Consider the following 20,032-nt stretch of genomic DNA (forward strand, 5'->3'; position numbering starts at 1 on the left):
CCGCCCGGGGGTGGATCGCATCGATGGGACAATTTCCTTGTTCCAGATCAAAACGAACTGAAAGCGAGCGAGCCATGCAAACCGTCCAAGAGACCCCAGTTCCGCTGCCCAGCGCCCCCTCGCGCCACGCCGCTCATTGTTCGACCTGCGCCTTGAAGCACTACTGCCTGCCGCAAGGCCTGTCTTCCGACGACGTCCACAGGCTCCAGAAAATCATCGTCCACGCCCGCACGGTCAAGCGGGGCGAAACCCTGTTTCGCGTCGGCGACACCTTCGACACCCTCTACGCCATCCGCTCCGGCTCGATCAAGACGGTTGTATCGACACCGAACGGCAACGGCCGCGAACAGGTCATGGGCCTTCATCTCGGCGGCGATGCGCTCGGCCTCGAAGGATTCGACAATGGCCGCCATGCCTGCCACGCCATCGCGCTCGAAGACAGTTCGGTCTGCGTGATCCCCTATGTGCACTTTGAGCGCGCCTGCCGCGAAACTAGCGCCCTCCAGCGCCGGCTGCTGCAGTTGCTGAGCCGCGAGGTCGTCAGGAAGGCGACGCAAACCCTGATCCTCGGCACGTTGCGCGCCGACGAGCGCGTCGCCGCCCTGCTGCTTGATCTGTCCGCACGGCTAAGCCGGCGCGGGTATGCGGGCAACGAGTTCAACCTGCGCCTCACGCGCGACGACATGGGCAGTTTTCTCGGCATCACGCTGGAAACGGTCAGCCGCACGCTGTCGCGGTTTCAGGCGAAGGGGCTGATCGAGGCAAACGGCAAGCTCATCCAGATCCTCGACTTCGACGGCCTGCGCGCGATCTAGCGCGCGATCCACTTCGGGCCTGCTTTTCGACCCGCTTCTCAACCTGCTTCTCAACCCGCTTCTCAACCTGCTTCTCAACCCGCTTCTCAACCCGCTTCTCAACCCGCTTCTCCCGCCGCCTTCGATCCAAGCAGGCTTGGCATGTCCTCTGCTACGATTTATCGTTCTGCATCGGCCCATGCCCGGAGACAAAGCGAAATGAATCGCGAACCTACCCCGCTGCATCCGCTGCTCGCCCGCCTGCGCGAAGCACGCCAGATCACCGACGCGGTGTTCGGCATCGTCAAACCCGAGTTCCTGTATGAACGTCCGATCTCCGAGCGGCATCGGATCGTGTTCTATATCGGGCATCTGGAAGCGTTCGACCGCAATCTGTTCGATCAGCGCCTCTTCGACCTGCCCAGCCCGAATCCCGAGTTCGACCAGCTGTTTGCGTTCGGCATTGATCCCGTCGATGGCGGCCTGCCGAGCGATCTGCCTCACGACTGGCCGTCGCTCGACACGATCCGCGCGTATGTGCAGCGAATTCGTGACGACATCGATGCGCGTTTTGATCCGGCCGAAATTACAAAACGTGAAGATAAGCACGACAATTCCAGCGCGCCGGAGGCCACGCCCGAGACACTGCTGGAGGTCGCGATCGAGCACAGGCTGATGCACGCGGAAACGCTCGCGTACATGCTGCATCAGTTGCCGCTACATCAGAAGACCGGGCCCGTGGTCACTGAAGACACAGCGCAACACCCGCTCGACAGTTCCATTGCGCGGGAAATGGTCCACGTGCCTGCGGGCAGGACCACGCTTGGCCTGACGCGCGATAGCGGCACGTTCGGCTGGGACAACGAGTTCGGCGAACAGGCTGTGGACGTGCCGGCGTTCGAGATGGATCGCTACATGGTGACGAATGCGGACTGGCTGGATTTCATCGATGCCGGCGGTTACGGGCATCGCGATTACTGGCGCGACAGCGACTGGGCGTGGAAGGAACGTGAGGGTATCGACAAGCCGGCGTTCTGGGTGCGTGATGCATCGTCAGCGGAATTGAAAGGCTCGGCAAAACACTCGCACTGGAAGCTGCGGACCATGTTCGCCGAGATCCCGTTACCGGCGGACTGGCCGGTGTATGTGAGCCACGCCGAAGCCAGCGCGTACGCGAAATGGGCGGGCAAGTCGCTGCCGACCGAAGCGCAATGGCAGCGCGCTGCCGAGGCGGCCCCGCACGCCCAACAGGGCAATTTCGATTTCCGCCGATGGGAACCGTCACCGGTCCAGGCTCACCCGGAGAATCGCAGCGCGGCGGGCGTGGTCGGCCAGTTTGGAAACGGCTGGGAATGGACGTCGACGACCTTCGGACCGTTGCCCGGCTTCGAGCCGTTTCCGTTCTACCTGGGCTACTCCGCGAACTTCTACGATGACCAGCATTTCGTGCTCAAAGGCGGCTCGCCACGCACAGCAGCTTGCATGCTGAGACCAAGTTTTCGCAACTGGTTTCAAGCGCACTACCAGTACGTGTATGCGGGATTCCGCTGCGTGCGGGCGTGATGAATAAAGCATAAGTTGACGCCGGAAATCAGCTGTTGCTTTACTGCGATTTTTTTCAACAAATGTTTTAAAACATTTCTCTGGCCCGTGCGCAGGCGCAAGCTGGCGCACGAAGTCCTTTCAGGGCCTGCCACGCATGAAACGGTAAAGCCGCTCCTCATCTTCAGACCGCGCCATCAGCCCCGTCAGTTGAAAAATGCTGAGGTAGTTAAAGAACAGGGCCGCCTCATTCAACTGCTGTTTGGCGGTGCGCAACCGCCTGGCGAAACCAAGAAGCTGCACGCCACCGGACGTGTTCGTTGCGCGGCGCCGGGATGACGCGCCGGGCAGCAACAGCATTCACGCTGAGACGCCGGACTTGCCCTTGGTCTTCGGACCAGCGCCATTGCTCGAAGCGGAAGGCTCCTTGGGTGCTGCGCCTCGTTGCGCTGCGCGGGTTCGTCCACCACGCGCGGCTTCCATCACGTCCTCAAGGTAGTGCTCTACCACGTGCTGGAACTCCAGGATCGCCGCGGGATGGTCAACCACGCTCGCATCGTGGGTCAGCGTGACGGCTGCCTTCATGAGATGCTGGACGACCACGGCCCGGAACAAAGCTTCTTCCACGGACAGTCGCGGCGCGAGGGCGCCCAGCACGGATGCGATTCCTTTGCGCAATCTTTCGCGCACTCCGGTGCCACCGGGCAATACGACATCACGTGCGTCGACCAGCACCACGAAAGCAGGGTGCGTCGTGCGAAACGCCACGAACAACGTCGTCAGCCGGCCCGCAACGACCGATACGTCAAGCAACGGCACCTCCTCGCTCAGCCGGTCGAACGCTGCTTCAAGCTCGGTCACGTATTGCTCGATTAGCGTAGCTGCGACCTGCTCTTTCGTCGGAAAGAACTGGTAAAGCGAACCTATCGACGCCCCCGCGCGCGCGGCGATCGCTGTCATCGTTGTTGCTTCGTACCCTTTCTCGGCGAATTCCGCGCTTGCGGCTTCCAGCAACGACGCCACCCGCGCATGTCCGCGGGCGCGGCTTGGCGCCTTCGCCTCGCCCGTATTCGGTGTTGACTTTTGTGAGGACATTCTCATATACTTTTTGTGAGCACCTCCTCACAATACACCAGCGGCTTGCCGCTTTCAACGGAAGACCATCATGTTGCAGAAACTTGACCCCAAGACTACCGCTCTCGTTCTGATCGATCTTCAGCAGGGCATTCTCGGATTCGGGAAAGCACCCCGCCCCGCCGAAGCCGTGCTGGCTACCGCGGCAACGCTCGCGAAGCGCTTCCGCGAAGTCAATGCGCCGGTTGTCCTGGTCCGGGTGGGCTGGAGCGCCGACTTCGGCGATGCACTGAAGCAGTCCGTTGATCAGCCCATGATGCTTCCCGCCGGCGGACTGCCCTCGAACTGGTGGGACTTCCCCGCCGAACTGGCGTTGGAGGAGCGTGACATCAAGATCACGAAACGCCAATGGAGCGCCTTTTACGGCACCGAGCTCGACCTGCAATTGCGGCGTCGTGGCATCGAAACCATTGTGCTCGGCGGAATTTCGACGAACATCGGCGTCGAGTCGACAGCTCGCGCCGCGCACGAGCACGGGTACTCGCTGGTGCTCGTCGAGGACGCAATGAGCTGCGCCGCGACCGAGCATCATGATGCGTCGCTGAATTACATCTTCCCGAAGCTCGGTCTTGTGCGGCAATCCGTCGACGTACTCGAGGCGCTCGCAGGCTGATGACGACCGATGGACAAGCACAGCGCGGCGGGAAAGCGAGGATGAGCAGCGAACGTCACACCGGAGCTGCGTCGCTCCTTCGCCGCATCGAAACCGTGTTCGACGCGCGGGCGTTGGGCCGGGCCATGTTTGCGCTCGTCCCGCTGCTCTTGCTTGCACTCGTATCCGGCAGATCCGAGTGGCTCACCGCTGCAATCGTGCCGGTCGCGATGCTCATCGCACTTGACCACTCGCAGCTTGCGCCGCTCGGCGTCTTCGCGCACGCTCTGGCGATCAGCGCGGGCTTCGTGATCCTGATGGCGTCGCTCGCGCACCCGCTGCTCTTTGTCGTAGCCACAGTCCTGCTGGGGATGGGATCCGTGCTGGTAACCGCGGGCGGCAGCGCCTTGCGCTCGCTCGGCAACTTCACGTTCATTCCCTCGCTGTATCTTGCCTGTGAGAGTGCGGAAGGCGTCACGCGGCAGGCGCTCATCACCCGCAGCGTTGAGGTCCTGCCGTTCCTGTTGATAGCGGCGTTGCCGATCCTGCTCGTTGCGTCAGTCGAGCACTTTCGCTCGCGTGAAACCGGCCGGCCGATGCTTGCGCATTTCGCAAAGTGGACTCGCCTCTTCCCAAACAGCGAGGGCAACGCGTATATCGAACTGATGATCACGGTCGCGCTCGCGATCGCTTGCGCTGCCGTACTTGTCGAATGGCGACACGTCGATCATGGTCAGTGGATGATCTGGTCGGCCGCCAGCGTCGTTACCGGAAATGCAGCAAGCGCCCGGCAGAAGTTTCGCAACCGGCTCACCGGGGCCGTTGTCGGCGTTTCCTTTGGCGTGGTCGTCGGGTTGATGATCCCTCATGCGTTGTTTATGCGTGTGCTCGTTGTGTTCGCTGCAATGCTGACGCTCATCTGCATTCGTCCGTACACGCTCGCATTTGGCGTTCGGTGCGCCTGTGCGGCAATGGCCTTCGTATTAGCGGGAAAACCGTGGATCTTTGGAGGCGAGCGCCTGCTGAACGTGGCGGTCGGCAGCGCCATTGGGTTGCTGTGTGCGCTTACGGCATCCGCCATTGCGGCACACCTGAAAGACACGTGCCGCTCGACGTCTGGCTCCCCAAGATCCCGGCAAGACCGAGCGGGACCGCGCAGTCGTCTTTGATTAAGGGCGCAAGAGAGTGCGGACAGAATCGGTGTTTTGGACATTTGTATCGGCGAATTTCGCCGAGTGTCGAGGAGCAGTATGTCGCGAGAGCCACGGGCTTGATTGGCCAATGCCGTACGCGATTTGACCAGCCCGGCGCATGCCCGATGCAGGAAAGCATCGTCTGTTGCGTTTCGTGCGTGATTCACGGTCAACGAAGATGCGTATGCGCTGATTCCATGACTTCATCTGCCCGGCCGTTCAGCACGGCGCGCAACATATATAGGCTGAAGCCCTTTGCTTGCGCCCACTGCACTTTCGGTGGCAATGCGATTTCATGCTTGGCAGTAACCACATCGATCAACGCGGGCCCTGGCCGTGCGAACGCACGTCGCAATGCGTCGGGTAAGTCCTCGGATTGTTCGACCCAAATACTAAAAATGCCCGCTGCCGCCGCAATATCCGCAAAATCCGACGCGCTCAAATCAGTGCGGCCAGGCTCTGTGCCAAATGATCGGCGATCGTTCTGCCCATAATGGACTCCTGATTAAAGTAAATGAAGTTCGCGCGCCTGCACCGACAGCGCCTCGCGGAACTCGGGGTGCGCAAGACGAATGATCGCGTTCGCGCGTTCGGTCGACGACAGACCCTTCAGGTTCGCGACACCATATTCGGTCACGACAAGATGAGTGTCAGTACGCGGCGTGGTGACCGGCCCACTGAGTCGGGCAACGATCTTCGATACCTTCCCGCCGCCTGCGGTTGAGTGAAACGCTATGATCGATTTACCGCCGCGCGATGCGTATGCCCCGCGAACAAAGTCGAGTTGTCCGCCGGTTGCGCTGTACTGATGCCCTTTCACATGCTCGGAATTGCACGCGCCGGTCAGGTCCATTTCGATGGTCGAGTTAACCGATACGACGTTATCGTTGCGCGAGATCGTATGCGGATCGTTCACGTAGCTCACCGGATAGCTCTCGATCGACGGATTGTTGTCCAGGTACCCGTACATCTCGCGGTCTCCCATCGCGAAAGTGAAGACAGTTTTCCCGCGATTAAGCGTCTTGCGGGAGTTGTCCACTACCCCGCGCCGAATCAGGTCGACTAGTCCCGGTGTCAGCAACTCCGTATGAATCCCGAGATGACTATGGCCGGCAAGCGCGGCACATACTGCGTTGGGTAATGCACCAATACCCATCTGCAAGCAAGCGCCGTCGGTGACAAGCTCGGCAATCAGCGCGCTGATGGTCCGGTCGTGCGCAGTCGCCGCCTTAGGCTTGAGCTCGGGTATCGCGTGATTCGATTCCACGATCGCATCCACTTCCGACACGTGCAGCAACGAATCGCCGAAGACGCGTGGCATGTTCGGATTGACTTCCACAATCAACCTGCGTGCGGCACGCGCCACGCCCGTCGTATAGTCGTTGTTTGTGCCGAACGTGAAGTAACCATTCGCATCCATGGGCGACACCATCACCAGCATGGTGTCAACAGGGATATGGTCAGCGAATAGCCGGGGAGACTGGCTAAACGAGTTGGGCACGTAGAACACGACCTTGCGGTTTGCGTCCTCGACGCCCAGCTTGACGAGCTCCCGCTCGGGAGCGCCCATGAACATGCAATGCGGCAGGATCCGGCCCATGAGCGAATAGCGCAGCAAACTCTCTCGCAAAAACGCTTCGGAGTGAAAGTAGTAGACCTTCAGCGCATCAATGTCCCCTGCTTCGGCGCGCGCCCCTAACGCCTCCAGCAACGAGGGTGGCTGCGACATCGCCATCCCGAGCGCGATAGACGAGTCGCTGCGCAATGTCGAGACTGCTAGCGCCGGGGAAGTGAGCTTGCTCTTGTACAACTCTTCGACTTGAAATCTGGCGTTCATGAGTACAACTCCGGTTTAATAGTTGGCGTCGGCTTCGGGTGAATGACCGCGCTTGTAAATGAGCATCGTGCGTTCGAACGTCATGACAATCTCGCCGTCCTGGTTGAGTCCTTTTGTTTCCACGGTCACGATCCCCTGCGTCGGGCGGCTCTTCGACTCGCGCTTGGAAAGCACGGTGGATTCCGCATAAAGCGTGTCTCCCGCAAATACCGGATGCACGGCCTTGACCTTGTCCCAGCCCAGGTTGGCCACCACTTTCGCGCTTACGGTGCGTACGCTCATGCCGGTGATCACAGCGAGCGTGAACGTGCTGTCGACCAGCAGCTTTTTCCACTCGGTCTTCGCGGCATAGGCCGCATCAAAGTGCACTTGTTGCGTGTTCATGGTGAGGAGCGTGTTCCAGATATTGTCGACGTCGGTGATCGTCCTGCCTGGCCGATGTTCGTAAATGGTTCCGGGAACAAAATCCTCGAAGTACAGGCCAGACGTTTCACGGAAACGGTTTTCCCCAATCTGGCGATACGCAGAAATAGAACATGTCATGTTGGTATCCTAAATAGATAAGTTCAGACAGCGGTCAGCACGCTGCGCGCTTCTCGAGCGATGGCCTCGTCGACCATGCGCCCGTCCACGATGCCCACGCCCTGTTCGTTTGCTCCGAGCACACGTTTCGCCCACGCAACGCGATCGGCGGACGGTGTAAACGCACGGTTGATTGATTCAATATGTGAAGGATGAATAGCGGCTTTGCCGTGAAAGCCATTGGCGAGCGCGAAAGCCAGATCGGCTTGCAAAAGGTCGGCGTCGTGAATGGCGAAACACGGCGCGTCGATCGCCTCGATGCCCGCCGACGCACATGCCGCGGCAACACGACAACGCGCGACTTGCAGCGCGAGCGAATCGGGTTGGGCACGCACATCGGAGGCATAGTCAGCCGCGCCAAACATGAGCGCCCGGATATGTGAACTGGCACTTGCGATCGATTCAACCGCAAACATGCCACGCGCTGACTCGATCAGGGGAACCAGCACGCTAGTCTTGCCGGCTTGATCGAACAGGCTTGCTACCAATGCCACCTGGTCCGGTGATTCAATTTTCGGCAGCAGGAGGAAATCGGGCATGCGCGAGGCGTCTAGCAATGCGGCAAGATCGTCCAGACCAAAGCGCGTAGAAACCGAGTTGATGCGCACCGCTAGCTGCGGCATGGTTTCGTTCAGAGGTGTGTTGAGCCACGCAAGCAGGTTCTTTCTTGCATCCGGCTTCTCAGCGCAGGACACGGAATCTTCGAGATCGGCGATGCAAACATCCACGCCGCTCCTGGCTGCGCTCAGCAAGCGGTCAGGACGGGTGGCGGGTGTGAAGAGCCAACTACGAGTGGCATAAACGGACTGATCGGACATGACGCCTGGCACCTGAAGAATGTTTTGACCTGTTCATTCTCGTGATGCAGCGTGCCACTGACAATGCGGCAATTATGGTGCTAGCCTTCGGAAATCTTGAAGCCTGGATTTTTAAGGTTTGCCACGTGACTGCTTGGAGCCGCTTGCAATCAGATGCTCAAACAACAGACGAGCGTAGGTTGGAAGCGCGTCTCGCTCGCTCACGCACACGCACATTTCACGCAGCGCCCAGCTATCGTGCAGACGTAGAACACGAATGCCCATGGTGCGCTTGCAGCGGCGCGCCGCCGACTCGGGCACGACGGATACGCCCACGCCATTCTCGACCAGCCGGCAGATAGCATCGAAACTCCGTAGCTGTATGCGCTGGCGAATCCGCCGATGCAATCTGCGTGCATGACCCTCCAGATAAATTTGAATCGATGCACCGCTCGCATAGCCGACGAAATCGTGTTCGAGTAATTCCTCGAACGCAATGCCGCGCATGCCTTCGAAACCGGGTGCAGACGCAGGCACGACAGCGCACAGGCGATCGGTGGCAAAAGGAAAAGCTTGCAACGCGCCCATGTCGGCCGCAGCAGCGACAATGCCGATGTCCGCCACACCATCGATCAGCGCCTCGACGATTTCATGACTAAGGCGCTCCTCGACTTCAATGTTCACATTGGGGTGAGCCGCGAGAAAATGACTGACAGGCGTCGGCACAAACTCTGTGAGCGCGTTGGTGTTTGCCAGCAGCCGCACCGTGCCTTTCAGTCCATGGGCGAACTGGCCAAGGTCGTCGGTCAATCGCTGCATGGAAGCGAGCGTCGAGCGTGCGTGACGCAACAACGTATGGCCCGCTTCCGTAGGTTGGACGCCGAGCCGCTGGCGCGCGAGCAACGGCACGCCTACTGCTTCCTCCATTTGCTTGATTCGTCCGCTCGCCGAGCCTAGCGCCAGGTTCACACGCGTTGCTCCGTGCGTGATGCTGCCCGCTTCCACCACGGCCACGAAAAGCCGCAAATCCGCTATGTCGAAGCGCATGAAGTGTCTCCGCCTTCGTTTTCGTTGATTCCACGAACGATCAAGCCTACGCAAAACCGAAGGACGGTGCACCCTTTCCGTGAGTGCGACCAGTGTGAATCGTCATCTGTTTTCTCCTTGTCCGAGATTGCCTGGGTCAAACGGTTGCTGGCTTGTCGTGCAGGAACGGCGCGATGTGCCGCATTGCACGCGCGACATATTCTTCTTTCTCCCCTACCGGAGCGACGTAGTGCACTGCACTGGCTGCCTCTTCAATACCCTCGAAGCGGGCAATAATCCAGGCGGCAAGGTAGTGCGACGCCAGACACCCACCCGCGGTGGCGACGTTACCGTTGACGAAAAACGGTTGGTTCAAGACGTCAACGCCTGCTTCCAGGACCCACGGTTTCGTCGTCAGATCGGTGCAAGCCGACACCCCGTTGAGCAATCCGAGTTTGGCCAGCACCAGCGTGCCGGAGCATTGCGCCGCGAGTAGCTGCCTCGATGGATCGAGTTGCAACTGCGCCATCATCGACGGATCGGCGACCACGTCACGCGTCTTCATGCCGCTACCCACAATGACAGCGTCGGCATTGCTTGCCTCGCGCAGAGAGATGTGCGATTCGAGAACAACACCGTTCATCGACCGTACACGCGCCGTGGGGCTGGCAATCGACACCTTCCAGTCTGGCTTCTTGACTCGATTGAGGACCCCGAGCGCGATGAGCGAGTCAAGTTCGTTAAAGCCCTCGAAGGTGAGAATGGCGATGTGCATTGTTTTGTCTTCCTATGCGAAAAGGAGGGAGATATCAGTACTGCCTGTAAGGGAGGAACTTGCCGCTCATGACGATTCGCACGCGGTCGCCATTCGGGTCGTTCTCGCGCTGCAGGTCCATTTTAAAGTCGATTGCACTCATGATGCCGTCGCCGAACTCTTCGTGAATGAGCGCCTTGAACGTGGTTCCGTACACGTTGACCATTTCATAGAACCGATAGATGAGCGGGTCGGTCGGGACCGGCGTGCTCAACGAGCCTTTGTAGGGTGTAACGGTCAACCACTTGGCCTCTTCCTCTCCCAGACCAAAGATCTCCCCGATAACATTCGCCTGGTCCGTGCTCAACGTCATCTGGCCTAAACACGCGGACGTAACCCATTCTTTGCTGAGACCCACCTTGGCTGCAACGTCCGACCACTTGATACCCAGCGACACCTTTGCGGCAATGATCTTCTCGGTGACCGTAAGACGATTCATGAAAACTCCTCAAGTGAAGGCAGTGACGGTGCTTCCTTGCGCGCCCAAGCCAACGTCTGCCCGTTTGAATCCAGTTGCGATGAGCTATCGTATGGCTGACAATAAATACAATCAAATAATTGTCATGGATACAATGCCGTATGATTCAGTCCCGCTACAAGCTTCTGGTTGACGCCTTTGCGGCCGATATCCGTTCCGGGCGCCTGTCGCCGGGCACGCGCCTGCCTACTCACCGGCAACTCGCGGCAGAAGAAGGCCTCGCGCTTGTCACTGCTTCGCGCGTGTACGCCGAGCTCGAAGGGATGGGCCTCGTTAGCGGAGAAACCGGCCGCGGCACGTTCGTCAGGGAGACTTCCCTTCCGCCCGGCCTGGGTATCGATCAGCAAGCTGCAACGGCAGGCTTGGCAGACCTCAATTTCAACTATTCGTCGCTCCCCGGTCAGGCCGAACTTCTGAGAAGTGCCCTGCGCCAGCTCGCATCGTCGGGAGATATCGAAGCCTTGCTGCGATATCAACCGCATGGCGGGCGGCAGCACGAGCGAGCGACTGTCGCGCGCCATCTTTCCAACCGGGGGCTGGCTGTCGAAGGAGATCAGGTACTGATCGTCAACGGCGCGCAACATGGGCTGACAGCAACCGTCATGGCACTTTTGCGCCCCGGTGACGTGGTCGCAGTCGACGCGCTGACCTATCCTGGGTTCAAGGTGCTGGCGGAAACCATTCGCCTTGAACTCGCACCCATTCCGATTGCGGACGACGGCCCTGACCTGGTCGCGCTGGAGAGGTTATGCAAAAGCCGACCGGTGCGCGCCGTTTATGCGATGCCGACACTGCACAACCCGCTGGGAAGCGTGATGAGTGCGCACAAGCGGCAAGAATTGGTGTCAATTTCCCGTAGACACGGGCTGCTCATCATTGAGGACGCGGCTTATGCCTTCCTGGAGGAAAACCCGCCCCCAGCGCTGGCAGCGCTTGCGCCGGAGACAACCGTGTACGTCTCGGGCTTGTCCAAAAGCGTGGCGACCGGACTTCGAGTCGGATTCGTCGCCGCCCCCGCCAAGTGGGTTCCTCTGATCGAGCGTGCGATCAGAGCTACCACCTGGAACACGGCCGGTGTGATGACGGCTATCGCTTGCGGCTGGATTGAAGACGGCACCGTCACCCGGCTGGAAATGGAGAAGCGTCAGGATGCGATGGCCCGGCAATTGATGGCCGCCAAGATCCTCACCGGACTGCGACGCGTTTGCCACCCGGCGTCCTACTTCATCTGGCTCCCCTTGGCAGAGGAAGTTCGCGCCGACCTGGTCGCGATGGCGCTAGTGCGCGAGCACATCTCCGTTTCGACCGCCGAACCATTCGCGACATCGGAACATGCGCCGCATGCCATTCGCCTCGCACTTGGATCCGTCGATTTGGACACACTCCAGCAGGCGTTGGCAAAGGTTAAAGACGTGATTGGCGCTTATTCCTATTGATGCATGGTCCAAGACCTTCTGTAAGGCGGTTGACGGACTGTCACGCGAGACTGACACAAGCGGAGTGGCCAACTCGACTCTCGCGTCGACCGCCTGATACACCCGCCCAACGATTTCGCCTCCGACCGCTTGCTCAAGCGCACGATATCTGTTGCCAGCGCCTCCACCAACCGGATGCTCTCATTAGTCAACGAGACGCGGACGCGGCGCTGCTCATCTGTAAGCGCTCCTTGACGATAAGCGCCATCGGCTCCATCCGCGCATGACAGATCGTGAATACGGCGTCATCCGCCTTGGGAAAAACCCGCAGGGACATGATTTCTGATTGACCTCGGATCCTATGAAGCGCAATCTCACTAACATATTAGTGATTAAGAACCGGATCAACATTCATGTTCGCCTTGACCGATCACCTGCTTCACATCGAAGGGGAACCCTTGCCCCGCGACGTGGACGCCAAGACAGTCCGTGACCTGCTCGCCAGCGGCATTGCGTGCCGAGCTCCGGTTTCTGGCGCGATTTACGGGACGCTCCTCAATGATCGCCACGCCCTCGCCGCGCTCGGCGACGCGCTACACGAGAAGCCCTATCTGGCCCCGCCACGCGCCCCGATCCTGTATCTGAAGCCGCGCAATACGCTGGCGGGCCATCACGCGCGGGTCGCCGTGCCAAGTGCGGACGGCGTGCAAATCGGGGCTTCGCTCGGCATCGTAATTGGCCGCAACGCAACGCGCGTCACGGAACAAAACGCCTTCGATTACATCGCGGGATACACGCTGGTTGCTGACCTGTGCGTGCCGCATTCCAGCGTCTACCGGCCGTCCGTGCGTTTTCGGGCACGTGACAATTTTTGCGTGGTCGGCCCGGTCGTGGCCGCGCGCCGCCACGTTGCCGATCCGGACCAATTGCAGATCAGCATCGACGTGGAAGGCCATCCGGTATTTACCGCCAACACCTCTCACTCCATACGGGGCGTCGCGCGGTTACTCGCCGACGTGACCGACTTCATGACGCTAAGCGCAGGCGACGTCGTCACGCTCGGCGCACCGTTTAATGCACCCGTCGTCCAGGCAGGCGACCGCACCACACTCTCCGTGGGCGACCTCCCGCCTTTGCAAATCACATTCGTCGCACCCCACGCAGAACAAGGAGCTGCAGCATGATGCGCGGCCGCGTCGCCTATGCAGGCGCTATTCATGAAGCCACTCCCGAAGGGGCGCGCGTGCGGCTCGCCGACGGACGTGTGCGCAGCGAGCACGAAGTTGTCTGGCTCGCGCCGTTTGAGCCGGGCACGATCTTCGCACTTGGTCTCAATTACGCCGAACACGCGAAGGAATTGCAGTTCTCGAAGCAGGAAGAGCCGCTCGTGTTCCTGAAGGGGCCGGGCAGCGTGATCGGCCATCGCGGCGCAACGCGCCGCCCTGCCGATGTCGCGTTCATGCACTACGAGTGCGAGCTTGCGGTGGTGATCGGACGCACCGCTCACAGCGTGAATCGTGCGGACGCGATGCAATACGTGGCCGGCTATACGATCGCCAACGACTATGCGATCCGGGACTATCTGGAGAATTACTACCGTCCGAATCTGCGCGTAAAGAATCGCGATGGCGGCACCGTGCTGGGACCGTGGTTCGTCGATGCAACCGATGTCCCCGATGTCGATGCGCTGGAACTGCGCACTTACGTCAACGGCGAACTGAAGCAGCGCGGCAATACACGCGACCTGGTGACGGGCATTCCTGAACTGATCGAATATCTCAGCAGCTTCATGACGCTCGCGCCCGGCGACGTCATCCTGACTGGCACGCCGGATGGGATCGTCAATGTGAACGTGGGCGACGAAGTGACTTGCGAAATCGACGGCCTCGGCCGTCTTGTCAACACGATTGCGTCCGACGCCGAGTTCGGCCGCAGCTAGATCGAGAAAACATACGACATGCGAATCGAACATCTGATCAATGGCCGCGCACACGCCAGTCGCGACTACTTCGAAACCGTCAACCCGGCTACGCAAGACGTCCTCGCGCAAGTCGCGCGCGGCGACGCCGCGGACGTCGATCTCGCGGTCCGCAGCGCGAAGGAGGCATTCCCCGCCTGGGCCGCGAAGCCCGCGCCGGAGCGAGCCAAGCTGATCCGCAAGCTCGGCGAGCTTATCGCGCAGAACGTGCCCGAGATCGCGCAGATGGAAACCAAGGACACTGGCCAAACCATCTCGCAGACCGGCAAACAGCTGGTGCCGCGCGCCGCCGACAACTTCAGCTATTTCGCCGAAGTTTCCAGCGCGGTCGACGGCCACACCTACCCGACCAGCACCCACCTGAATTACACGCTGTTCCATCCGGTCGGCGTGTGCGCGTTGATTTCGCCGTGGAATGTGCCGTTCATGACCGCCACGTGGAAGGTCGCGCCGTGCCTCGCGTTCGGCAACACCGCGGTGCTGAAGATGAGCGAACTGTCCCCGATCACCGCTTCGATGCTCGGCCAGCTCGCGCTCGAAGCCGGCATTCCAGGGGGAGTGCTGAACGTCGTGCACGGCTACGGCAAGGACGCAGGCGAACCGCTCGTCGCGCATCCCGACGTGCGGGCCGTGTCGTTCACGGGCTCGACCGCGACCGGCAACCGCATCGTGCAAAGCGCGGGCCTCAAGAAATTTTCGATGGAGCTCGGCGGCAAGTCCCCGTTCGTGATCTTCGACGACGCCGATCTCGAACGCGCGCTCGACGCCGCCCTGTTCATGATCTTCTCGAACAACGGCGAACGCTGCACGGCCGGCTCCCGCATTTTTGTGCAACGTTCCATCTACGCCCAATTCGCGGATAAATTCATAGAGCGCGCGAAGCGCATCACGGTAGGCGATCCCCTTGACGAAAATACGATCATCGGTCCGATGATCAGCCAAGGGCATCTCGCGAAGGTTCGCAGCTACATCGAACTCGGGTCGAAAGAAGGCGCGACGCTCGCGTGCGGCGGCCTCGATGCGCCGGCGCTCGACGCCACGTTCGCGAAGGGCAATTTCATCCGGCCGACGGTGTTCGTAGACGTTGATAACCGGATGCGGATCGCGCAGGAAGAGATCTTCGGACCGGTCGCATGCCTGATTCCGTTCGACGACGAAGCTGACGCGATCCGCCTGTCGAACGACATCGCCTACGGCCTGTCGAGCTACGTGTGGACCGAAAACACCGGTCGCGCGCTGCGCGTGGCCGCCGCCATCGAGGCGGGCATGTGCTTCGTGAACAGCCAGAACGTTCGCGACCTGCGCCAGCCATTCGGCGGCACGAAGGCCTCAGGCGTCGGCCGCGAAGGCGGTACGTGGAGTTATGAAGTCTTTCTGGAACCGAAGAACGTGTGTGTGTCGCTCGGCCCTCACCCCATCCCGAAGTGGGGCAAAAACTGACTTGGGCGTAGGTCTCGCACACAACTACTCAAGGATTCGATCATGGGTGAACTCTCACTCGTCGCGAAGATTACGCATGTTCCGTCGATGTATCTTTCCGAGTTCGACGGCCCCCGCAAGGGATCGCGCCAGGAAGCCATCGACGGTCATGTCGAGATCTCACGGCGATGCCGCGAACTGGGGGTCGATACGCTGGTCGTATTCGATACGCACTGGCTCGTCAACGCCGGCTACCATATCAACTGCGCGCCTCATTTCAAGGGCGTCTATACGAGCAACGAGCTGCCGCACTTCATCAGCAACATGCCATTCGAAACGCCGGGAAATGCCGAGCTCGGCCAGCTGTTGGCGAGCGTATGCAATGAATACGGCGTCGAGACGCTCGCTCATGATTCGACCACGCTTAACCCCGAATACGGCACGCTGGTACCGCTGCGCTACATGAATGCTGATAAGCACTTCAAAGTGATTTCCGTGTCGGCGTTGTGCACCTCGCACTATCTGAACGACAGTGCGCTGCTTGGCTGGGCAATGCGTCAGGCGGTCGAGCGGCACTATGACGGCAAGGTGGCGTTTCTCGCGAGCGGCAGCCTCAGCCACCGCTTCGCGCAAAATGGACTCGCGCCTGAATATGCGTTCCGCATCTGGAGCCCGCTGCTTGAGACGCTTGACCGCCAGGTGGTCGACATGTGGCAACGCGGCGAATGGAAGACCTTCTGCGACATGCTGCCGGAGTATGCCTCCAAGGGGCATGGAGAGGGCTTCATGCACGACACGGCGATGATGCTCGGCGCCCTCGGCTGGTCCAGCTATGACGGCCACGCAGAAGTCCTCACGCCGTATTTCGGTGCGTCGGGCACGGGCCAGATCAACGCCGTGTTTCCGGTCACGCCCCAGCGCGGCGAGACAATTCCTGCTCCGCAAGCGTCGACAGCCAGGAATTTTCGCGCCTTTCCCCGTCTCTAAAACCTCTGCTCCGGGATGCCGCGATGCCGCACCTGACAATCCTCTATACCCCGAACCTCGACAGCCCCGCCAGCGACGGCGGCACAGATATGAGCGCGCTGTGCGCAGCGCTCGCTGAAACGATGATCGCCCAACGCGACGAAAGCGGGCAACCTGTGTTTCCAGTCGGCGGTGTGCGAGTGCTGGCCTACGCGGCTTCGCACTACAGCGTAGCCGATGGCGGCGCTGCGGGCCTGGCAGCGGGTGGAACCGGTGAATACGCGTTCGTCTATCTCAACCTGCGCATGGCGCTGGGTCGAAGCCCGGCCGTCCAGGAGGCGGTGGGCAACGCGTTGGATGCCAGGATCAAGCAGCATTTCGAGCCACTACTTGCGTCGCGGCACATCGGCATCACGCTGCAAATCGATCAGGGTAGCGAAGTATTCAATTCGCGTACCAGCTCGCTACACCCGCTCTTTCAACGAGGCTGAGCCATGCTCACGCAAGACACCATCGAGTCGCTCGCGCGCGAGCTTTATCAAGCGCGCAAGACACGCATCCAGCTTCGTCACTTCTCGTCGCGCTTCCCCGGCATGACGATCGAAGACGGTTACGCGATCCAGCGGGAATGGGTCAAGCTCGAGCTCGCTGACGGCCGGACGATCAAGGGCCGCAAGATCGGCCTGACCTCGCGCGCCATGCAGCAGGCCAGCCAGATTTCCGAGCCCGATTACGCGCCCTTGATGGATGACATGTTTTTCGACACGGGCAGCGATATCCCCATGAGCCGGTTCATCGCCCCCCGGGTCGAAGTCGAGCTCGCCTTCGTGCTCAAGGCGCCGCTGAAGGGTCCGGGCGTGACGCTGTTCGATGTCCTCTCGGCGAGCGCGTATGTCGTACCGGCGGTGGAGATCATCGATTCGCGCATCGAACAGTTCGACCGCGAGACGCGCGTGATGCGCAAGGTCTTCGACACCATCAGCGATTTCGCCGCCAATGCAGGCATCGTCATAGGCGGCCGTCCGCTGCCACCGGCCGACATCGACCTGCGCTGGGTAGGCGCCTTGCTGCACAAGAACGGGGTCATCGAGGAAACCGGCCTGGCGGCCGCCGTGCTGAACCACCCGGCTACCGGTGTGGCGTGGCTTGCGAACAAGATCGCGGCGTACGACGAACAACTCAACGAGGGTGACATCGTGCTGGCAGGGTCATTCACCCGGCCCACTCCGGCGTCGGCTGGCGATACGTTCCATGTGGACTATGGGCCGCTCGGCTCGATTTCTTTCCGATTTGTTTGAGAGGCGCCAGATGCAGATTCCGACCAGCACCTTTCGCCACGGCGAGTTTTTCACGGCGCCTCGCCAAGCTTCAGGCAAACATTGGATAGCTCTGTATAGAACTCGAGAGTATGCACTCCTGCCTCGCGTCCAATGCCGAATGCTCCCGACCCACCGAACGCCGTACGCAAGTCACATAGAAACCACGTGTTGACCCACACAACCGCGACCTTCAGCGCGCCCGCAAAACGATGTGCCCGATCAATGTTTTGCGTGTAGACGGACGCAGCCAGTCCATACGATGTGTCATTGGCCAAGTTCAGCGCTTCGCGTTCGGTATCAAAGGGAAGCAAGCAGTTGTATCAGCGCCGGCTGTTTCACGAGCAATTCGTCTACGCCGCGAAGCTGGCTAATGAACTGGCGCACGGGCGCGGCGCGAGTCCCTTGCGCCGCTCATTTGCACTCAAACTCCGACGAGCGAACTTTCCGATACCGAAAGCCGAATCGGCCAGGAGACGCTAGTCCCATCCATTGCGCAGTATTCCTCTGGCCGCCGGATTGATGCATTGACGTCGAGCGACGTTCGCACGCGAGACCTCGAATACCATCCCGCGCCTTAACGCGACGAAACCAATCCCGCACTTATCGACTTTGGAAAAAAAGCTAACTGCGTTGTGAGTCATCACATATACGACAGGTCGCTATAACTCTAAGATCCGATGTGCTCGCTGCGGTTGATTTGATCTTATGCACGGGGTAAGGAGAAGTCCGGATGGGGACTGCTGGATCGGATCGCTTTATATGTGAACCCACGATGGGTTCTATCGCACACGGTGGCCGGCGTGCGAACCAAGCCTGCTTCCGGAACACGCTTGTTGCACCACGAAGAAACGATCAAGAGAAGCGTCCGCCTGTCGCCAGGATGAAGATGCCGGGACAGGCAGCCGACTCGACCATTAGCATGTCGTGGTCACACCTCACTGCGTGCCGATATGACGATCAGATCTGGAAGCTCAGCATAGCGCGACGTTCGGGCATCTGCGCCTCGACGCGTGCGGCCATATGAACCTGCGACCACATCTTCCGTCCGGCTCACATTCGGCCACTCCCGGTCAATTCGAATTTCCTGATTCGCGCCGCCATCGTCGAGGACGAGTGGGCCTCCGATTGCTGAAACGACCACTAAAACAATTGCACCGAGGGTACGCCGTGGGACCGTAAATCCCACGATGCCGGCATTCGTTCACTCTGTTTGAGAAGTCCCTGGTGCCAAATCAGCGCGAGTCATTTTTTAACGTCACCCAGGCCAACTAACGTGCGCTGCCCGACCGGGCAGGCGCTGGACGTCCACGAACTCGGAAGGACTGTTTTGATGCCACACAATTTGTCTGCGCCCTCCTTCGACACCGTTCTATATGAAAAGAGAAATGCGACAGCCTATGTGACGCTGAACCGTCCCGAGGTGATGAATGCGCTGAACCAAAAGGCGATTGCAGAACTAAGGGCGGCGTTCGAAGACGTGCAAGACGACCCGCAGATTCGCGGCGTCATCATCACCGGCGCAGGCAATCGGGCATTCATCGCCGGAGCGGACATCACCGAGTTAGCCACCGCGACGCCGGTCGAGGCCGAACGCCAGACGCGGGCGGGACAAGCGCTTCTCAATCTCGTCGAAAATCTCGGCAAGCCGGTCATTGCCGCAGTGAACGGCCTGGCGCTCGGCGGTGGATGCGAAACCGCACTCGCCTGCACTTTCCGGCTGGCCAGTCCGAGCGCGAAGTTCGGTCAGCCTGAGATCAAGCTGGGGCTCATCCCTGGCTTCGGCGGAACGCAACGGCTCCCTCGCCTCGTCGGCAGGAGCGTCGCGCTGAAACTCATCCTCACCGGCGAGATGGTGTCCGCGGATGAGGCTTATCGGATCGGCCTGGTCGATGAAGTCGTGGAAGCCGGCAATCTGATAGCCCGCGCCGAAGCGATTCTGGCGCAGATTGCCGCCAACGCGCCGCTGGCCGTCGCTTACGCGATAGAAGCCGTCAACCTTGGGCTCAACGCGGCTTTGCCAGAAGGACTCGCGCTAGAAGGCAAACTCTTCGCGCTATGCGCCGCAACCGAGGACAAGAAGGAAGGGACGACCGCCTTTCTAGCGAAGCGCCCACCGAAATTCCAGGGTCGTTGAGACGTGACAGCT

Annotated in this window: 20 protein-coding genes and 2 pseudogenes; 12 read left to right on the forward strand and 10 right to left on the reverse strand. The window is 60.3% G+C overall.

Features of this window, described 5'->3' with window-relative positions:
- Positions 1 to 74 precede the first annotated feature (74 nt).
- Together ACSOSP_RS34010 and ACSOSP_RS34015 are read left to right on the forward strand one after the other, a co-directional pair.
- Positions 75 to 815 carry a helix-turn-helix domain-containing protein gene (locus tag ACSOSP_RS34010; RefSeq protein ID WP_455315040.1) on the forward strand — a complete coding sequence of 247 codons (741 nt, stop codon included), beginning with the start codon at positions 75 to 77 and terminating at the stop codon, positions 813 to 815.
- A gap of 198 nt (positions 816 to 1,013) precedes the next feature.
- Positions 1,014 to 2,357 carry an SUMF1/EgtB/PvdO family nonheme iron enzyme gene (locus tag ACSOSP_RS34015; RefSeq protein ID WP_455315041.1) on the forward strand — a complete coding sequence of 448 codons (1,344 nt, stop codon included), beginning with the start codon at positions 1,014 to 1,016 and terminating at the stop codon, positions 2,355 to 2,357.
- 120 nt (positions 2,358 to 2,477) lie between these two features.
- On the opposite strand, the gene ACSOSP_RS34020 is transcribed toward ACSOSP_RS34015, so the two are convergent.
- A complete protein-coding gene (locus tag ACSOSP_RS34020) occupies positions 2,478 to 2,696 on the reverse strand; it encodes a hypothetical protein (RefSeq protein ID WP_455315042.1) in 219 nt (72 codons plus the stop codon).
- Entirely contained in the window at positions 2,697 to 3,431 is a 735-nt protein-coding gene (locus ACSOSP_RS34025; protein WP_455315043.1) for a TetR/AcrR family transcriptional regulator, read from the reverse strand.
- A 70-nt stretch (positions 3,432 to 3,501) separates the two neighbouring features.
- Here ACSOSP_RS34025 and ACSOSP_RS34030 point away from each other — a divergent pair, with 70 nt between their 5' ends.
- On the forward strand, positions 3,502 to 4,083 hold the full coding sequence (locus ACSOSP_RS34030) for a hydrolase (protein WP_455315044.1): 582 nt from the start codon (positions 3,502 to 3,504) through the stop codon (positions 4,081 to 4,083).
- 41 nt (positions 4,084 to 4,124) lie between these two features.
- On the forward strand, positions 4,125 to 5,231 hold the full coding sequence (locus tag ACSOSP_RS34035; RefSeq protein ID WP_455315045.1) for an FUSC family protein: 1,107 nt from the start codon (positions 4,125 to 4,127) through the stop codon (positions 5,229 to 5,231).
- Between the two features lie 193 nt (positions 5,232 to 5,424).
- Here ACSOSP_RS34035 and ACSOSP_RS34040 read toward each other — a convergent pair.
- From ACSOSP_RS34040 to cynS, 7 genes and pseudogenes are all read right to left on the reverse strand, one after another.
- Positions 5,425 to 5,703, reverse strand: a pseudogene (locus ACSOSP_RS34040) (thiamine pyrophosphate-dependent enzyme); the annotation flags it as partial.
- 57 nt (positions 5,704 to 5,760) lie between these two features.
- Positions 5,761 to 7,092 carry an acetyl-CoA hydrolase/transferase family protein gene (locus tag ACSOSP_RS34045; RefSeq protein WP_455315046.1) on the reverse strand — a complete coding sequence of 444 codons (1,332 nt, stop codon included), beginning with the start codon at positions 7,090 to 7,092 and terminating at the stop codon, positions 5,761 to 5,763.
- A gap of 15 nt (positions 7,093 to 7,107) precedes the next feature.
- On the reverse strand, positions 7,108 to 7,635 hold the full coding sequence (ripB, locus tag ACSOSP_RS34050) for a (R)-specific enoyl-CoA hydratase RipB/Ich (protein ID WP_455315047.1): 528 nt from the start codon (positions 7,633 to 7,635) through the stop codon (positions 7,108 to 7,110).
- A gap of 23 nt (positions 7,636 to 7,658) precedes the next feature.
- Positions 7,659 to 8,492, reverse strand: coding sequence for an aldolase/citrate lyase family protein (locus ACSOSP_RS34055; RefSeq protein ID WP_455315048.1), 834 nt, complete (start codon positions 8,490 to 8,492; stop codon positions 7,659 to 7,661).
- A gap of 111 nt (positions 8,493 to 8,603) precedes the next feature.
- Positions 8,604 to 9,518 (reverse strand): LysR family transcriptional regulator, encoded by a 915-nt coding sequence (locus ACSOSP_RS34060; protein ID WP_455315049.1) that lies wholly within the window; start codon positions 9,516 to 9,518, stop codon positions 8,604 to 8,606.
- Positions 9,519 to 9,654: 136 nt separating this feature from the next.
- Positions 9,655 to 10,272: a DJ-1/PfpI family protein gene (locus ACSOSP_RS34065; RefSeq protein ID WP_455315050.1), complete on the reverse strand. Its 618-nt coding sequence runs from the start codon at positions 10,270 to 10,272 to the stop codon at positions 9,655 to 9,657.
- A 34-nt stretch (positions 10,273 to 10,306) separates the two neighbouring features.
- Positions 10,307 to 10,750 carry a cyanase gene (gene cynS / locus ACSOSP_RS34070; protein WP_455315051.1) on the reverse strand — a complete coding sequence of 148 codons (444 nt, stop codon included), beginning with the start codon at positions 10,748 to 10,750 and terminating at the stop codon, positions 10,307 to 10,309.
- A gap of 140 nt (positions 10,751 to 10,890) precedes the next feature.
- Here cynS and ACSOSP_RS34075 point away from each other — a divergent pair, with 140 nt between their 5' ends.
- From ACSOSP_RS34075 to hpaH, 7 genes are all read left to right on the forward strand, one after another.
- A complete protein-coding gene (locus ACSOSP_RS34075; RefSeq protein WP_455315052.1) occupies positions 10,891 to 12,225 on the forward strand; it encodes an aminotransferase-like domain-containing protein in 1,335 nt (444 codons plus the stop codon).
- A 392-nt stretch (positions 12,226 to 12,617) separates the two neighbouring features.
- Positions 12,618 to 13,388 (forward strand): fumarylacetoacetate hydrolase family protein, encoded by a 771-nt coding sequence (locus ACSOSP_RS34080; protein WP_455315053.1) that lies wholly within the window; start codon positions 12,618 to 12,620, stop codon positions 13,386 to 13,388.
- Positions 13,385 to 14,143 carry a fumarylacetoacetate hydrolase family protein gene (locus tag ACSOSP_RS34085; RefSeq protein ID WP_455315054.1) on the forward strand — a complete coding sequence of 253 codons (759 nt, stop codon included), beginning with the start codon at positions 13,385 to 13,387 and terminating at the stop codon, positions 14,141 to 14,143. Before ACSOSP_RS34080 ends, ACSOSP_RS34085 begins: the two co-directional genes overlap by 4 nt.
- Positions 14,144 to 14,161: 18 nt before the next feature.
- Positions 14,162 to 15,622 carry a 5-carboxymethyl-2-hydroxymuconate semialdehyde dehydrogenase gene (gene hpaE / locus ACSOSP_RS34090; RefSeq protein ID WP_455315055.1) on the forward strand — a complete coding sequence of 487 codons (1,461 nt, stop codon included), beginning with the start codon at positions 14,162 to 14,164 and terminating at the stop codon, positions 15,620 to 15,622.
- A 42-nt stretch (positions 15,623 to 15,664) separates the two neighbouring features.
- Positions 15,665 to 16,588: a 3,4-dihydroxyphenylacetate 2,3-dioxygenase gene (gene hpaD, locus ACSOSP_RS34095; RefSeq protein WP_455315056.1), complete on the forward strand. Its 924-nt coding sequence runs from the start codon at positions 15,665 to 15,667 to the stop codon at positions 16,586 to 16,588.
- 23 nt (positions 16,589 to 16,611) lie between these two features.
- A complete protein-coding gene (locus tag ACSOSP_RS34100; protein ID WP_455315057.1) occupies positions 16,612 to 17,058 on the forward strand; it encodes a 5-carboxymethyl-2-hydroxymuconate isomerase in 447 nt (148 codons plus the stop codon).
- 3 nt (positions 17,059 to 17,061) lie between these two features.
- The gene (hpaH, locus tag ACSOSP_RS34105; protein ID WP_455315058.1) at positions 17,062 to 17,865 is read left to right on the forward strand and encodes a 2-oxo-hept-4-ene-1,7-dioate hydratase; all 804 of its coding nucleotides are present in this window, start codon (positions 17,062 to 17,064) and stop codon (positions 17,863 to 17,865) included.
- Between the two features lie 50 nt (positions 17,866 to 17,915).
- Here the strand turns inward: hpaH and ACSOSP_RS34110 are convergent.
- Positions 17,916 to 18,191: pseudogene (locus tag ACSOSP_RS34110) on the reverse strand (aldehyde dehydrogenase family protein); the annotation flags it as partial.
- Between the two features lie 1,025 nt (positions 18,192 to 19,216).
- Here ACSOSP_RS34110 and ACSOSP_RS34115 point away from each other — a divergent pair.
- Positions 19,217 to 20,020: an enoyl-CoA hydratase/isomerase family protein gene (locus tag ACSOSP_RS34115; protein ID WP_455315059.1), complete on the forward strand. Its 804-nt coding sequence runs from the start codon at positions 19,217 to 19,219 to the stop codon at positions 20,018 to 20,020.
- Positions 20,021 to 20,032 lie beyond the last annotated feature (12 nt).

The organism is Caballeronia sp. KNU42, assembly GCF_053760385.1.

Excerpts from the sequence above, each read along its gene's own strand:
- ACSOSP_RS34010 (WP_455315040.1), top strand. The coding sequence starts at position 75 with ATGCAAACCGTCCAAGAGACCCCAGTTCCGCTGCCCAGCGCCCCCTCG.
- ACSOSP_RS34015 (WP_455315041.1), top strand. The coding sequence starts at position 1,014 with ATGAATCGCGAACCTACCCCGCTGCATCCGCTGCTCGCCCGCCTGCGC.
- ACSOSP_RS34020 (WP_455315042.1), bottom strand. The coding sequence starts at position 2,696 with ATGCTGTTGCTGCCCGGCGCGTCATCCCGGCGCCGCGCAACGAACACG.
- ACSOSP_RS34025 (WP_455315043.1), bottom strand. The coding sequence starts at position 3,431 with ATGTCCTCACAAAAGTCAACACCGAATACGGGCGAGGCGAAGGCGCCA.
- ACSOSP_RS34030 (WP_455315044.1), top strand. The coding sequence starts at position 3,502 with ATGTTGCAGAAACTTGACCCCAAGACTACCGCTCTCGTTCTGATCGAT.
- ACSOSP_RS34035 (WP_455315045.1), top strand. The coding sequence starts at position 4,125 with ATGAGCAGCGAACGTCACACCGGAGCTGCGTCGCTCCTTCGCCGCATC.
- ACSOSP_RS34045 (WP_455315046.1), bottom strand. The coding sequence starts at position 7,092 with ATGAACGCCAGATTTCAAGTCGAAGAGTTGTACAAGAGCAAGCTCACT.
- ripB (WP_455315047.1), bottom strand. The coding sequence starts at position 7,635 with ATGACATGTTCTATTTCTGCGTATCGCCAGATTGGGGAAAACCGTTTC.
- ACSOSP_RS34055 (WP_455315048.1), bottom strand. The coding sequence starts at position 8,492 with ATGTCCGATCAGTCCGTTTATGCCACTCGTAGTTGGCTCTTCACACCC.
- ACSOSP_RS34060 (WP_455315049.1), bottom strand. The coding sequence starts at position 9,518 with ATGCGCTTCGACATAGCGGATTTGCGGCTTTTCGTGGCCGTGGTGGAA.
- ACSOSP_RS34065 (WP_455315050.1), bottom strand. The coding sequence starts at position 10,272 with ATGCACATCGCCATTCTCACCTTCGAGGGCTTTAACGAACTTGACTCG.
- cynS (WP_455315051.1), bottom strand. The coding sequence starts at position 10,750 with ATGAATCGTCTTACGGTCACCGAGAAGATCATTGCCGCAAAGGTGTCG.
- ACSOSP_RS34075 (WP_455315052.1), top strand. The coding sequence starts at position 10,891 with ATGATTCAGTCCCGCTACAAGCTTCTGGTTGACGCCTTTGCGGCCGAT.
- ACSOSP_RS34080 (WP_455315053.1), top strand. The coding sequence starts at position 12,618 with ATGTTCGCCTTGACCGATCACCTGCTTCACATCGAAGGGGAACCCTTG.
- ACSOSP_RS34085 (WP_455315054.1), top strand. The coding sequence starts at position 13,385 with ATGATGCGCGGCCGCGTCGCCTATGCAGGCGCTATTCATGAAGCCACT.
- hpaE (WP_455315055.1), top strand. The coding sequence starts at position 14,162 with ATGCGAATCGAACATCTGATCAATGGCCGCGCACACGCCAGTCGCGAC.
- hpaD (WP_455315056.1), top strand. The coding sequence starts at position 15,665 with ATGGGTGAACTCTCACTCGTCGCGAAGATTACGCATGTTCCGTCGATG.
- ACSOSP_RS34100 (WP_455315057.1), top strand. The coding sequence starts at position 16,612 with ATGCCGCACCTGACAATCCTCTATACCCCGAACCTCGACAGCCCCGCC.
- hpaH (WP_455315058.1), top strand. The coding sequence starts at position 17,062 with ATGCTCACGCAAGACACCATCGAGTCGCTCGCGCGCGAGCTTTATCAA.
- ACSOSP_RS34115 (WP_455315059.1), top strand. The coding sequence starts at position 19,217 with ATGCCACACAATTTGTCTGCGCCCTCCTTCGACACCGTTCTATATGAA.